Below are 13787 nucleotides of genomic sequence, written 5' to 3' on the forward strand. Positions count from 1 at the left end.
AAACCTAAAATTATCTAACAAAATTAACTAATGACATTTCATTAGCTTTATTTATCGTCGTATAAAGTGATGTATATGTTAATTCTAATGCTTTTGCTTCCATTGCAACTTTTGCAAGATTTGCTCCAGCAGTTTCTTCGTACAACACATTATAATGTGTTAATTTCGATGAAACTTTTTCTAATGAAACTTCAAAAATTCTATTTCTAACACCTAAATTAGTATGAGCTGCATTTATAGTGTCATATGCTGCATTTACATTTTCTAAAGTTTCTCTTAATTTATCCATAGCTTCAGCTTCAGTTACAGGAGTACCAGTTGAATCAACTTGTCTTAAAGCATTAATACCTGTATCTAAAATATCGAAAATATTCTCTTTAGCTTCTAAAACTTGCCCAGGAATTGCTACAGGATTAGTTGTTTCATATGTTTTTGGTGTAGTTGAAGGCAAGATTTCAGTAACTGGCATAGTTTCAGTAGTAGCACCCATTTCAGTATGCTTAACTATTTCAGGAACAGCTGGATTTAAAACCCACTCATTACCAGATTCATCTATTATTCTTTGATTTTCACTAAAATTTAATTTTTCTCCAACTGCTGCTTCATCTACAGTGTTCATCATCAAATCAAAGCCAGATACACCTCTTTCTCTATAAGAGCCTTCTTCCACAGCAACTTTTTTTAAATATCCATTACCCTCATAAGTAATCTTTCCAGTTACAGGATCTTCAACAAAAGGAGCTTGACCACCATTTGTTCCACTAAATAAATACTCACCATTTGCTTGTTCATTTGAAAATAAAAGAATACTTTTTTTCATACCCTCAAGATTAATAGCAATACTTTTCTTTGATTCAGCATCCATAGTACCATCAAGTGCTCTTAAAATTTCAGATTTAATTGTTGACATCAAATCTTTAATATCAGCAACTGAAGAGTCAGCTGAATTATTTTGAGCATCAATTATTTCAATTTGTTTTTTTATTCCCTCATAAACTGAAACTTTATCCTCAATATAAATCTCTTTTGTAAAAACTAAAGAATCATCACTTCCATCGTCTATTTTCTTTTTAGTACTTTGTTGATAATTTATTCTTTCATACTTTTCATTTAATATATCTAATCTGTACATAGATTCACTTAAACTATTAATCATTGTAGCACCTCCTTAAGCATATTAACAATATCTTCAAAGGTATATTGTTCTTTAGTGCCTTGAGTAAGAAATTCTCTTATCTTCTCTTTTTTAGCTAATGCATTATCAAGTTCTGGATCCATTCCAGCTTTATATGCACCTACTCTAACAAGTACCTCATTCTCTTTTATAAGAGATAATACCCTTTTTAACTTTAAAAAGTAATTATAGTGATTATCATCAACAACCTTATCCATTACCCTTGAAGCTGATTTTAAAAGATTTATTGGAGGATAAAAACCTTGCTCTGTCAAATCTCTTGTTAATACAATATGACCATCTAAAATTGACCTACTTTGATCTGCTATTGGATCATTCATATCATCACCATCAACTAAAACAGTAAAAAATGCTGTTATTGAACCTTTTGCATTGCTACCAGCTCTTTCCATAAGTTGAGGCAAAAGTGCAAAAACAGAAGGTGGATAACCTCTACTTACAGGTGGTTCACCTGTACTTAAACCTATTTCTCTTTGTGCCATTGCAAATCTTGTAACTGAATCCATCATCAAAAGGACATCATGACCTTTATCTCTGAAAAATTCTGCAATAGCCATTGCTGTAAAAGCACCATATTTACGCATCAATGCTGACTCATCAGAGGTTGCAGCTACAATAATTGTATTTTCCAAATTGTCATCTAAATTATAATGAATGAACTCAGGAATTTCACGCCCTCTTTCACCAATTAATGCAACAACTTTTATCTGAGCTTCACAACCTTTTACAATCATTCCCATAAGCGTTGATTTACCAACACCAGAACCAGCAAAAATACCTACTTTTTGACCTTTCCCTGATGTAAGCATAGAATCAACTGCCTTAACACCTGTTGAAAATCTTTGATTAATTATACCTCGTTCTAATGCAGGCATAGAAAGCTTATTGATTGCTGAACTCTCAGGAGTATCTCTAATCTTTCCTTTGCCATCAATAGGATCACCAAGTGCATTTACAACTCTATTTAAAAGACCATATCCAGTTTTAACATTCAAGCCCTCTTTTTGCAAGTAGACTTTATCATGTATTCTAAAACCTTCAATAAAAGAAAAAGGAACGATTGTAAAATCTTGTCCATCAATTGAAGCTATCATTCCAAGTACAGTATAAAGGTGTTGAACTGATTCAATTTTAACAATATCTCCAACTGCAACTTCAATTCCTGTTGCTACAATTGTTGTTGTACTTATGTGTTTTATTCTTCCAAAAGGAATTGATAAATTTGCACTATCTATGCTATTTAGTAAACTATCAATATCCATCATTACATCTCATCACACATTTTTTTATATAAACTATCTTGTGTACCCTCAACCTCTTTGCACTTTTTAACATATTCTTCTTTTTTTTGATTATTTTCTAAAGTTTCATAAGCTTTTATAACCTCATAATATGATTTTACTAAATCATTTGGCTTAATCTTTCTATTTGTATCTAAGCCCTCAAGTAAATAGTTTAAAGCTTTTTGTGTATTGTTTTTATTTTTTTCATATTTTGCAAGTTCTTGTTCAACAAAAGGAGAATAAACTCTTGCTTTTATATCTTTTTGTTTATTATATAAATTAGTCAATATTTCATAAGCTTCTTCTTTTTTATCTTGCTCTAATAAATAAAGATAATATTGATAGTAAAAGTCAATAATCATAGGATTATTTTCATTTGCTTTTATATAGTCTTTATTATTCTGAGCATATGAATAAAATCTTTTCATTGATATTGGTTCATTTTTTGAATTTAAAATCAAAAATCTATATAAAAACTCTTTTGCTAAAACATCTTTATCATCTACCATTTCTACTTTGGCAGAAAAGCCCATTGCTTCATCTAATAAGCCTAATTTATATGCCATTTGTTCCAAATAAAGATATATTTGTGCATCTCTGCTTCTATTAAATGCATCTTTCATAAGTAAGTATGCTCTTTCATATGGTTCTTGAACCATACACTGGAAAAAATCTTCTTTTGTTTCTTCATCATCTATTAATTTTTGTAAAGTTTCTCTTCTTGATGTTTTTAGTGTAGTATTTAATAAAGCACATTTTCCTTCTGATAAATACTGTTTTATCATCTCAATATTAACTACATCAAAAATTGCATTCATACTATCATAACCAAATCTTTTAGCAATTGAATTTGAAATTTTACTATAAACTCTTTTTTTCCTTAATATTGTTTCATACTTTTTATCTCTTTTCTCATTTAGCAACTCTTGTAATAATACTTTTTGTTGCATTGACGCAGATTCATTGTATTTGTTTGAAACAACATTTGGATCAATTTTTCCTTCTCTCATATAAATTTCATCAATATACATTTTTGCTTTATCAACATACATACCATTTGGATAATTCTTTAAAATATCTTCATATAATTCTCTTGCTTTTATTAAATATTTTGGTGTTCCCTCATACATAAGCATATATGTATTTGCAAGTTTAATTTTAAACTCTTCAATCATTTGTTTATCATCTGTTCGTTTAATCAGTTCAGTTAAAATTTTAATTGCAAACTCTGGCATTTTTGCATTTATTAATCTATCTACTTTATCTAAAGCTAAATAAGAATCCTTTGCATAATACTCTATATTTTTATCTAATACTTTAGAGATTAATTCATAAGCTTCATCATATTTATTATCTGCAATATAAACATCAAAAAGTTCATCTGCTACAATTGTTGCTACTAAAATATCTGTTGTTTTAGTTAAAACTTCATATAAGATTCTAGCAGCTTTATCATATTTGTATTGAAATTTATATACTTTTGCTAAATGTATTTTTCCATAAGCTTTAGTAACATTGTCATTAAAACTATTAATAATAATATTTGCAAAATATTCAGCCTCACTAGTTTTGTTTGAATAAAGTTTTAAATCGACTAAAAGCATATAAGCTTTTGCAAGTTGGTCTTCTCTTATTTTTGAACTATTTATAGCAGTTTCTAGCTCTTTTACTGCATCTAGGATAAATCTTTTTGTTTTCTTTTTGAGTGATAATTCAGCATACAATACATAAATATCTGTTTCTAAAAGTTTTATTTTATTTTTATTTTTAAAATCATTTATTTGATCATAGGCTTCATCAACCTTACCTTTTTTTGCGAGCATTCTTACATTTTCAATAATATCAAAACCATCTGCAATTGCTTGCTTTCTTTCTTGAGAAATTTGTTCATTTGCAGAGTTTATAAAGCTATAGTAAAAATCTTTTTTAGCAAAAGAAAATGATACTAATAAAAATAAAATTATTATATTTTTCAAACAACTACCTCTTTTTCTTTTTTAATTCAAATACATATGCAAATATCTCTGCAATTGCCTTGTAAAACTCACCTGGTATTTCTTGAGATATTTCAATTTGATCATGTATAGATCTAGCTAGTGCAGGGTTTTCAATAATTGGAATATCATTCTCTTTAGCTACATCTTTTATTCTTAATGCAATAAAATCAATACCTTTTGCAATCATTTTAGGAGCAGTGTCTACTTGATTATCATATTTTAAAGCAACAGCATAATGAGTAGGATTTGTAATAACAACATCCGCATCTGGAACATCTGACATCATTCTTTTCATAGACATTTCCATCTGTATTTTTCTAATACGCCCCTTTACTTGAGGATCACCATCCATATTTTTAAATTCATCTTTTATATCTTGTTTACTCATTCTTAATGATTTTAAATAATAAAATCTTGTAAAGAAAAAATCCATTATAGCAAAAATTATTATAATAAGTAATATACTTGCTAAAAAGATAACAGTTAAATCAATCATTTTGCTTAATGTTGCATGCAAAGACATATTCATCATCGCAAGATAATCTTCTCCTGTTAGCAAAATAATAACAACCATTACACCCATAATAATTATTAACTTCATTGTTAGTTTTAATGATTCAATGGCTTTTTTTAAACCAAAAATATTTCCAAAACCTTTTATTGGATCTAGCTTTTGCAAATCAAACTTCAAAGGAGTAACAACAAATCCAAATTGAGTCCAATTTGTAATTAAAGTTAGAAGAAAAACTAAAGCAAATAATGGAGCTAGTGCTGATAACATAGTCATAGTAATAGTATAAGTTAATGTATAATATATATTAGCATCTAACTCTTGTCCTATAAAACCATAAGAGTAAAGCATTAATTTTTTTATTTGAGTCCAAAAATGACCTGAAAAAAATACTAAATAAATCGATCCAAAAAATAAAATTGCAGCACCTGTAACTTCCATAGATTTATTGACATTACCCTCTTTCTTGGCGTCTTCAATCTTTTTGGGTGTGGGTTCTTCGGTTTTTTCATCTTCATCAGCCATAAATTAACCTTATTGAAACTTGTTTATAAAAAAATTTGTAAACGAGTGTGTAAAAATTTCCATTCCAAATATTAAAAATAGAAAAATAACTGCAAATTTCAACTGAAACGTAATAACAAATGGAGAAAATGCAGGCATTGATCTTGTACCATAACCATAATATAAATCAAGTATAAATGCAATAAAAAAAAGAGGCAATGCAAAAGAGAAAGAAAAAGCAAAAAGCCTATTTATTTCATCAATAATAATCTGTATTCCATCATATGAGAATATATCAAAATAACCCAAATGAATTATAGAAAAACTTTTTACTAGAATAACAAATGTCATCTCATACATGCCTGTTTCAAAAAAAAGCACTAAAGCAACCATATACAAAAATCTATTAACAACACCTTCTTGTGTCCCTGTTGCAGGATCAAACATATTTGCCATAGATAAAGCTGTTGAGTACTCAATTAACTCCCCTATTATTCTAACAGCAGAAAATATAATATGTACAAAAAAAGCAGCAACTGCTCCTAATGTTATTTCACTTATTAGTGAAAGTACAAACATATCTTGAGTAACTAAATTTTTTACTTCAATAATTGGAAATAAAAAAATAGTAACAAAAAAGGCAAAAGTTACTCTAATTTTTGGACTAACTGCACTATGACCATAAACTGGCATAAAAGCTACAAAAGATAATATTCTTGCAAGAAGTAGTAAAAATTTAATTACTACAGCTTCATTTAGTAAGGATAAAAAGGCTTCCATTACATATAATTTGAGCTTTCTTCAGATTTTTTATTTGAGTTATTCATTGAATTTAAAATATCAGCAGAAGATGGTGTTTCTCTTCTATTTTGTTGTCCTTGGTGATTTGAAGAGTTGCTATCTTGTCCTTGATTATCAGAACTTGTACTATCATCAGATGCAAAATTAAGATTAAATTTAGTATCAGAATCAAAATTCTTTAAAAGTGCATTTCTTAAACCTGTTTCATTATTAACAAAGGCATCAAGTGTTGCTGCATTTGATATATTTAAACTAATATTAAGACCTGAGTCTTTATCACTTTTCATTAAAATAGCAATTGACCCTAATTGCGCTGGTAAAAGATTTATTCTAAAAGCAGTTACAGGTGGTTTGTAGTTTTCATACATATTTCTTGCAACATCAGACATCATTGAAGACATTTGTTGTTGTGCACCTATGATTCTACTTTGAATACTCATGGCTAAGTTATTTGGAACATTAATATTAACATCAGCTCCTTGATTAGCCGATGAAGAAGATGAAGAGTTTGATTGTGAATTTGCAATATTACTATTTGATATTTCTTGCATAATATTTTTATTTGTTGTTAGTTTTTCTATAAAATTATTTCTTTGTATCTCTTTTTGTTGATTATCTTTTAGTTCGATTTTTGTTTCTTGTAAACCCAAGTCAAGCTGTTTTGCACTTGTTTTTATATCATCAACACTTTTACCTTCTTTAGCAGTTTTTACACCCTCATGCTTCGCAATAATTGATTGACTAGCAATACTATTTTTTTGAGAACTTAAATAAATATTTGTTAAAACATCATTTCTATTACCCAATGGTACTTTTTGAGGTTCATTTACTTCTAATTTTTTTGAATCAATTATCTCTTTATTTGAAAGTTTTGAGTCATCAACTAATTTTTCCAATAAGCTTTTTGATGAGTTTTTATTTTCTAAAGAAACTTCAGCTTTTTTATTCTCTGTAGAAGTTTTTGGATCAAGTTTTGATAGTTCTTGTGCTACTTTTTCATTTTTAGTATTATTTTCTGTTGTAGAAGATGTATTACTTGATGAGTTTTTATTAACTTCTGTTGAATTTTCACTTACTTTGTTTTCTTGTGTTTTTAAAATTTGATTTTTATTATCACTTATATTTTCTTGTATTTTTGAACTATCTTTTTTTATTTCTAATTTTTGATTATCTATTGATTCTTTTGAGTTATCTACTTTAACTTCTTTACTATTTTGTAGATTATTCTGTTTTTGTTCAATATTTTCATTATCTACTTTAGTATCTTTTATATTATTTTCTATATTCAAATTTTCATTTTTACTAATTTTTACTTTATTATCTGTTTGTTTTGATGTTTCAATTGTATTTGTATTAGTATCTTTTTTTGCATTATTTGCATTTATAATTATCTCTTCTGTTTTTAAAACAGTTCCATCTTGTTTAGTTTTTGAATTTGTATTTTCTGTTTTATTATCACTATTAGAACTATCAAGTTTTTTATCATTTTCTATATTTTCTAAAGAGTTATTATTTACTTTAATTTCACTTTTAGTATCTTTTAATTGTAAATCAGGTGTCTTTTCACTATCTTTTTTTGATAATTTTTCACTATTTTGTGTTTGTGTTTTTTCTTCTTTTTCTATCTTATTATCACTATTTTTATCTAAAGAGTCTTTAGTAACTTTTTTCTCATCGCTATTTATATTCTGTTTTGACTTTTCAATATCTTTTGTATCTAGTTGATTTTGCAATAACTCTTTTATATTTTTATTATTGCTATCTTTTTTTACTTCTTTAGTATTATCATTGCTATTTAAATCATCTGTTTTTTCAGACTTATTAGCTTTTTTCTCAGTTGTTTCTTCTTTTATATTAGGATTTACTTCTTCTTTTTGATTATTAGTTTTTGATGTCAAAGATGTATCATCTAAACTTTTATCTTTTTTAGTTTGTGTTTCTATCTCTTTTAAAATATCACCACTTTTAATATCTGTTTTTTTATTATCTTTTGATTCTACGTTCTTTGAATCCTTTGATGATTCATCATTTTGAGTAGTTTTGTCTTTTGTATTAGATGTATCAGGATCTTTTTCTTTTGCATCTTCTTTATTAGAGTTTTTTGCTTTTTTTGCTTCTAAAATCATTCTATCAAGCATAGACATTGAATTATTATCTTTTTTTGTTTCTTTAGTAGTATTGCTTTCAACATTATCAACTTCTGCATCGTTTTTTGTTTTTTCTTTATTTATTACACTACTATTTGAAGAGTCAGTTTGCTTTGTATTTTCAGATTTTTGAGTTTCACTTTTTGTATTTAATACTTTTTCTTTTTCAATTGATTTATTATCTTTAGTAGAAACTTCTTCTTTACCCTTTGAGCTTTGTGCTAAAATTGAATCAAATAAAGATAGCCCTTCTTTTTTTTCTTTAGTTTCTTTAGTACCAAAACTATTTTCAGAAGATGACTTAGTCTTTGAAGATGATAATAAATCCATTTCTTTCATAATACTATGCCTTTAAAATATCAAGTGTTTTAGTATCAATATTTTTGTGTGTATTAAAAGCAGCAATATTTGCTTCATATGATCTTTGAGCTTCTATTAAATTAACCATTTCAATAACTGGATTAATATTTGGATAAGCTACATATCCATCTTTATTTGCATCTGGATGTGCTGGCTCAAATCTCATAATAGGCTCTGCATCATTTTGAACAATTGATTTAACACCAACTCCTCTTAATTCATCTGCGCTTTTTTTACTATTTGATTGTTCAATATCATTACTATTTGATTTTTCTGCTTTATTTAATAAAATTTCCTCAAATACAACATCTTGTTTTTTATACGGTCCACCACCAATTGTATTTGTAGTTTGAGCATTTGCTATATTCGCACTTACTACATTTATTCTAGTTCTTTGTGCACTCATTCCAGAAGTTGCTACATTGTATCCATCAAAAAAACCCATAAAATCTCCTTATTATGCTTGCATTCTTGAAATTTCTTTATATGCAGCGATTGCTTTATTTTGAACTTCTAAACCTAATTTCAATGAAAGTTCAGCTTCTTCAATTTTTTGAACTGCCTCTTGAAGATTTTCAACCTTACCTGTTGCAATACCTTCCATAGCATTATATCCATCAATTTGATGCTGATTCACTTCACCTACTGCACCTTTTAACATACTAGCAAAAGATTCATTTTCTTTTGGAGAATTTACTTCATTTTTTACTTGCGATAGTCCTAAAGAACCAATTGAGTCTTTAATTGAAGAAATATTCATTTTTTACCTCACTCTTTTTTATCAACACTTGCATTAGCATCATTAATACTCATTTCTGCAAGCATTGCATCAATTTTTTCAGAATTATATTTAAAATCTAATTCCTCTTTTTTGTTATCTAAACTAAAAAGCAAAATGATCAAAGATAACATCATATTAGATACTCCTTTTAAAACAATTGTAACACCAACTATTCCAAAAAGCATTTCCAAAGGAGTAAATAAGTCTGCATTAACTACAAAAAATATAAGTGTAGCAAAGAATCCAGTTGCAATATACAACCTAAAGATTCCCGTATTTATTACGTTTTGGGAAAACTTTTCTACTACCATAGTATCATAGTTCCTTTAAAACAATAATATTTAATACACTTTTTCTGTAATATACAGACACCTTACGCAACCTTATTTTATATTTTTAAGTAAAGTATCAATTATAGCTTGTAGTTCCTTAGTTGAGTCATCATTTTTAAACTCAAAACTAAATAATTTTCTTAACCGGCCAGTTGTTGAAATATTTGCAGAAGTTGATACATTACCTATATATTTTACCATAAAATTATCATTTAATCTATTTTTTTTAGCCAAATTTATTAAAGAATTTGAAATTGTATTTCCAATTTGATGATTTTTTGTATGATTAAAACATAACATAAGCTGTTCTTTATCTTTGGATAGCATTTTTATTAAAGCATACAAATCAGTTAATGCACTAGGATCAGTTGTAGTAACTGCTAAAATATTATCAGATATTGCCAAAAATTCTTTAACATACTCATTTAAACCAGCTCCTGTATCAACTAAAACAACATCAAATTCATTTAAACTTATAATATCCTCAACTATTCTTGCAAAAACAAAAGAGTTAGAGTGATTTGAGTATTGATAACCACTCTTACCAGCAACTAGTGAAATATTTTTATAAGCTGTTTGAAGTAAAACCTCATCAATAGTAACTTTTCCTTCAATATAATCAAATAGTGTATATCTTGGTTTCATATCAAATAGTACTTGCATATTTGCTAAGCCAATATCAGCATCAACTATTGCCACTTTAAAACCTCTTGAAGATAATAAATACGCAATGTTTCCAGTAAAAGTTGATTTACCTACTCCACCCTTACCTGATGTAATTGTTAGTAATTTAGTTTTTGACTCTCTTTGTCTATTTTTTGTAAGATTGATTAATCTACTTGCTTGATTTGAAATACTATTAAACACTCTTATCTCCTTGGACAAGAACTATTCATAAAACAGTCAATCAAAAAAGATGCATCTGATACGATTAAGTCATCTGGAACATTTTGTCCTATAGAAAAATATGTAATTGACTTTTTTGTTTTATGTGCAAAAGAAATCAAATTTCCAAAACTTCTAGTTTCATCAAGCTTAGTAAAAGTCAAATAATCAATATTTAATCTTGAGTAGTTTGCATAAATATCAATTAAATCACTTTGTTTTACATTTGCAGGAAGTACCAATATTTTTTCAATAGGTAATTCTTCTATTCTATTTTGATACTCATTTATTAACTCTATTTTATCCACATCATATTGACTAGAACCAGCAGTATCTATAAATATATAATTGCAATCTTTTAATCTAAGTAATGCTTCTATTAAATCCTCTGGATTTTTAACAATTTCTAAAGGTAAACGCATAATATTTGTATAAGCTTGCAATTGTTCAATAGCTCCAACTCTAAATGAATCTAAAGTTACAATTCCAACTTTATAATTTTGTCCTAATTTATATGCATATCTAGCAGCTAATTTTGCAATTGTTGTAGTTTTACCAACTCCTGTTGGGCCAACCATCATCGTAATTTTTCTTTGATGTTTTCTTAATGGTACTTCATGTTTAATAGGAAGTATTCTTCTTAAAATTAATTTAAAAAAATCATTGACTTTTTTAGGATTTGCTTTTAATGAAACTGGCAATTGTTTTATTGTTTTTTTCATTATTGTGTAGGTCATCTCTTGATCAAATTCATTTTGTTCAAAAAGATTATACATATCTGCAAATTCAGGAGGGATAGTCAAATCATACAGTTGACTTTTAGGATCCCATATTGATTTTTGAACCTGTCCAATTGCATCTTGCATTTTAAGTATTTCTGCTCTAAAATCATACACAGAAGCTTGAAATTTTTCATCTTTTTTTGGATCTTTTGAAACAATTTTTTTTGTATAAGTTGACTTCTTTATAGGTTCATTCATAGTATTACTATCTTCTAATGCAACAACCACCTCATACATATCTTTATTACCATCTTTAGCACTAGATATTTTTTTAGTAGATATTACAATTGCTTCTTCACCACACTCTTCTTGAGCCTTTTTTAAAGCAATTGTTGGTGTTTCTCCTAAAAATGAAAGCATATTCATTCTACTCTTCCATCTTTATAGATTTTTTCAATTTTTCCATCACTTCTTTTTATCCTAATATACTCATCATTTTGAAAAATTATCTCACCTCTTTTTTCTATTTCTAATGCACCAAATTTAAATACAATTGCTTCTTTTTTGTAAGGCTTAACATCTTTTGTACAAATTACACTATTTTTTCTAATATAGTGTAGTGCTTCATATTTTTTATTATTTAAATCAGCTAATTTAAGTGGTTTGCAATACTTTTCAACACTGTCAACTTTTCTAAGCATTAAATCTCTTGTATCAATTATTGATTTATAATGAATTGGTTTTTTAGCAACTAGTACATCAATTGCATTTGCACTAACAAAAAGAAATATAAGTAAAAAACTAAGCCTTAACATCAAGTAAAGCTCCCCCATTATTTTTTGTAATATCATCAACAATTTCTTTATACATTTGTTGAACAGGTAATACTATTGATGCTAATTCTTTATTAAGTTTATAAAGATTTCGTAATTCCTCTTCTAAATTATCAACCTTTTGTCTATAAATATCAACATCCTCACCAGCTTTTACTTTATTAATAATTAAATCATTTAATTTTATTTTCAATGATGATATTTCATTAATCATCTCTTCTTTTTCACTATTTCTATCCAAAAGTTTTTCATGTTTTGCTTGCTTTATATCTTCAATATCTAATTTTATTGATTCTTTCATTTTATCTATAAGTTCTAACATTGTTTCAACTGTTTGTTCAATCATCGTAAATCCAATCTATTATTTATTGTTTTGGCTTAAAAATTGATATAACATATCACTAATACCCATAGTACCTTTTGTATTTTTCGATACAGTTTCTGTGTACATTCCTTTTATAATATCAGAACCAGTACCCTCACCTGCAACATTAGTACTCTTTAATGAAATATCCATCAACTGTTGAGCAAAAAAAGATTCAAAATCATCACATACTTTTTTTAAATTATCATCATCTAAGGTTTTTGCGTCTATATTTTCAAATTTGTTATTACTAAATTCATTTTTAGTAACAATTGGTGTGCTAAGTTCAATCATTATTCCAACCTATCAAAGAAATTTTCTTCACTTAAAATATCAGATTGATCATTTTCAGAAAAAAATCTGATTTCAACTCTTCTATTATCAGAAGCAACTTCACTTTTTGGATGATATGAACCATATGCAGAAACTTTTAACTGTCCTGGTTCAATCCTGTTTTTAATTAATTCTTTTACTACTTCAACTGATCTTAATGCAGACAAATCCCAATCATCTCTTGGTATATCTTTGTTTTTATAAGCCGCATTATCAGTATGCCCTATTACTTCAATTGCAAAAGTTTGAGGCATAGTTCTTATTACTCTTGCTATTTTAGCAATAAACCTCTTAGAAGCAGCATCATTTATTCTATACTCACCTGGTTTAAACATTATAGTTGAAGGAATATCTAAAACAAACTCATTTTTGCCTTTTGTTATTTGCATAATTTGAGATTGATCTGCTGCAGTGTCATTTGCAATCTCAACTATTTCTTTAATTTCATTTGAAGCTTGCTCAATTCCTTCTTCTGCTGCTGTCATACTATCAGGACTATCACTATTACTTTGATTATTTGAATGTTGATCTGTTTGTTCTCTAACATCAGAAGTTTTATCTAAAAACCCCATTGCCTTTTTCATAATATCAAAGTACTCTTCAACTTTTTTCTTATCCATAACAGCCATGGATAAAAGTAAAATAAAAAAAGTAAGCAATAAAGACATAAGATCACCAAACTGAACTAACCAACCTGGTAAGCATTTAGGACAATCTGGACATTTTTTCTTTGCCATAT

15 protein-coding genes are annotated in these 13787 nt (G+C 27.4%); all 15 read right to left on the reverse strand.

Going from position 1 to position 13787, the window contains the following annotated elements:
• Window positions 1-10: 10 nt before the first annotated feature.
• Complete coding sequence (locus AMRN_RS11145) at window positions 11-1156, reverse strand: flagellar hook-associated protein 3 (RefSeq protein WP_099310393.1); 1146 nt, start codon at window positions 1154-1156, stop codon at window positions 11-13.
• Window positions 1153-2457: a flagellar protein export ATPase FliI gene (gene fliI / locus AMRN_RS11150; protein ID WP_409454889.1), complete on the reverse strand. Its 1305-nt coding sequence runs from the start codon at window positions 2455-2457 to the stop codon at window positions 1153-1155. The genes AMRN_RS11145 and fliI overlap by 4 nt, the downstream gene beginning before the upstream one ends.
• 2 nt (window positions 2458-2459) lie before the next feature.
• Window positions 2460-4454, reverse strand: coding sequence for a tetratricopeptide repeat protein (locus AMRN_RS11155; protein WP_099310395.1), 1995 nt, complete (start codon window positions 4452-4454; stop codon window positions 2460-2462).
• A gap of 4 nt (window positions 4455-4458) precedes the next feature.
• Window positions 4459-5511 (reverse strand): flagellar biosynthesis protein FlhB, encoded by a 1053-nt coding sequence (flhB, locus tag AMRN_RS11160; RefSeq protein ID WP_099310396.1) that lies wholly within the window; start codon window positions 5509-5511, stop codon window positions 4459-4461.
• Window positions 5512-5520: 9 nt separating this feature from the next.
• Window positions 5521-6270, reverse strand: a complete 750-nt coding sequence (locus tag AMRN_RS11165) for a flagellar biosynthetic protein FliR (protein ID WP_099310397.1) — start codon at window positions 6268-6270, stop codon at window positions 5521-5523.
• Complete coding sequence (locus AMRN_RS11170) at window positions 6270-8777, reverse strand: flagellar hook-length control protein FliK (RefSeq protein WP_099310398.1); 2508 nt, start codon at window positions 8775-8777, stop codon at window positions 6270-6272. Before AMRN_RS11170 ends, AMRN_RS11165 begins: the two co-directional genes overlap by 1 nt.
• Before the next feature lie 4 nt (window positions 8778-8781).
• Window positions 8782-9243, reverse strand: coding sequence for a flagellar basal body rod protein FlgC (gene flgC, locus AMRN_RS11175; protein ID WP_099310399.1), 462 nt, complete (start codon window positions 9241-9243; stop codon window positions 8782-8784).
• Between the two features lie 12 nt (window positions 9244-9255).
• Window positions 9256-9558: a flagellar hook-basal body complex protein FliE gene (fliE, locus tag AMRN_RS11180; protein ID WP_191282127.1), complete on the reverse strand. Its 303-nt coding sequence runs from the start codon at window positions 9556-9558 to the stop codon at window positions 9256-9258.
• Between the two features lie 8 nt (window positions 9559-9566).
• Window positions 9567-9890, reverse strand: coding sequence for a hypothetical protein (locus tag AMRN_RS11185; RefSeq protein WP_099310400.1), 324 nt, complete (start codon window positions 9888-9890; stop codon window positions 9567-9569).
• A gap of 72 nt (window positions 9891-9962) precedes the next feature.
• On the reverse strand, window positions 9963-10778 hold the full coding sequence (locus AMRN_RS11190) for an AAA family ATPase (RefSeq protein WP_099310401.1): 816 nt from the start codon (window positions 10776-10778) through the stop codon (window positions 9963-9965).
• Window positions 10779-10780: 2 nt separating this feature from the next.
• Window positions 10781-11944, reverse strand: a complete 1164-nt coding sequence (flhF, locus tag AMRN_RS11195) for a flagellar biosynthesis GTPase FlhF (RefSeq protein WP_099310402.1) — start codon at window positions 11942-11944, stop codon at window positions 10781-10783.
• Complete coding sequence (locus AMRN_RS11200; RefSeq protein WP_099310403.1) at window positions 11941-12333, reverse strand: hypothetical protein; 393 nt, start codon at window positions 12331-12333, stop codon at window positions 11941-11943. The genes flhF and AMRN_RS11200 overlap by 4 nt, the downstream gene beginning before the upstream one ends.
• Complete coding sequence (locus AMRN_RS11205) at window positions 12320-12697, reverse strand: hypothetical protein (protein ID WP_099310404.1); 378 nt, start codon at window positions 12695-12697, stop codon at window positions 12320-12322. Before AMRN_RS11205 ends, AMRN_RS11200 begins: the two co-directional genes overlap by 14 nt.
• 15 nt (window positions 12698-12712) lie before the next feature.
• Window positions 12713-13009 (reverse strand): hypothetical protein, encoded by a 297-nt coding sequence (locus tag AMRN_RS11210; protein ID WP_228150792.1) that lies wholly within the window; start codon window positions 13007-13009, stop codon window positions 12713-12715.
• Window positions 13009-13785: a flagellar motor protein MotB gene (locus AMRN_RS11215; protein WP_099310405.1), complete on the reverse strand. Its 777-nt coding sequence runs from the start codon at window positions 13783-13785 to the stop codon at window positions 13009-13011. The genes AMRN_RS11210 and AMRN_RS11215 overlap by 1 nt, the downstream gene beginning before the upstream one ends.
• Window positions 13786-13787: the final 2 nt, after the last annotated feature.

The organism is Malaciobacter marinus (genome assembly GCF_003544855.1).
GTDB classification, from domain to species: domain Bacteria; phylum Campylobacterota; class Campylobacteria; order Campylobacterales; family Arcobacteraceae; genus Malaciobacter; species Malaciobacter marinus.

Bases quoted from the DNA above. Each gene is read 5' to 3' on its own strand.
- AMRN_RS11145 (WP_099310393.1), bottom strand. From the start codon at position 1,156: ATGATTAATAGTTTAAGTGAATCTATGTACAGATTAGATATATTAAAT.
- fliI (WP_409454889.1), bottom strand. From the start codon at position 2,457: ATGGATATTGATAGTTTACTAAATAGCATAGATAGTGCAAATTTATCA.
- flhB (WP_099310396.1), bottom strand. From the start codon at position 5,511: ATGGCTGATGAAGATGAAAAAACCGAAGAACCCACACCCAAAAAGATT.
- AMRN_RS11165 (WP_099310397.1), bottom strand. From the start codon at position 6,270: ATGGAAGCCTTTTTATCCTTACTAAATGAAGCTGTAGTAATTAAATTT.
- AMRN_RS11170 (WP_099310398.1), bottom strand. From the start codon at position 8,777: ATGAAAGAAATGGATTTATTATCATCTTCAAAGACTAAGTCATCTTCT.
- flgC (WP_099310399.1), bottom strand. From the start codon at position 9,243: ATGGGTTTTTTTGATGGATACAATGTAGCAACTTCTGGAATGAGTGCA.
- fliE (WP_191282127.1), bottom strand. From the start codon at position 9,558: ATGAATATTTCTTCAATTAAAGACTCAATTGGTTCTTTAGGACTATCG.
- AMRN_RS11185 (WP_099310400.1), bottom strand. From the start codon at position 9,890: ATGGTAGTAGAAAAGTTTTCCCAAAACGTAATAAATACGGGAATCTTT.
- flhF (WP_099310402.1), bottom strand. From the start codon at position 11,944: ATGAATATGCTTTCATTTTTAGGAGAAACACCAACAATTGCTTTAAAA.
- AMRN_RS11200 (WP_099310403.1), bottom strand. From the start codon at position 12,333: ATGTTAAGGCTTAGTTTTTTACTTATATTTCTTTTTGTTAGTGCAAAT.
- AMRN_RS11205 (WP_099310404.1), bottom strand. From the start codon at position 12,697: ATGATTGAACAAACAGTTGAAACAATGTTAGAACTTATAGATAAAATG.
- AMRN_RS11210 (WP_228150792.1), bottom strand. From the start codon at position 13,009: ATGATTGAACTTAGCACACCAATTGTTACTAAAAATGAATTTAGTAAT.
- AMRN_RS11215 (WP_099310405.1), bottom strand. From the start codon at position 13,785: ATGGCAAAGAAAAAATGTCCAGATTGTCCTAAATGCTTACCAGGTTGG.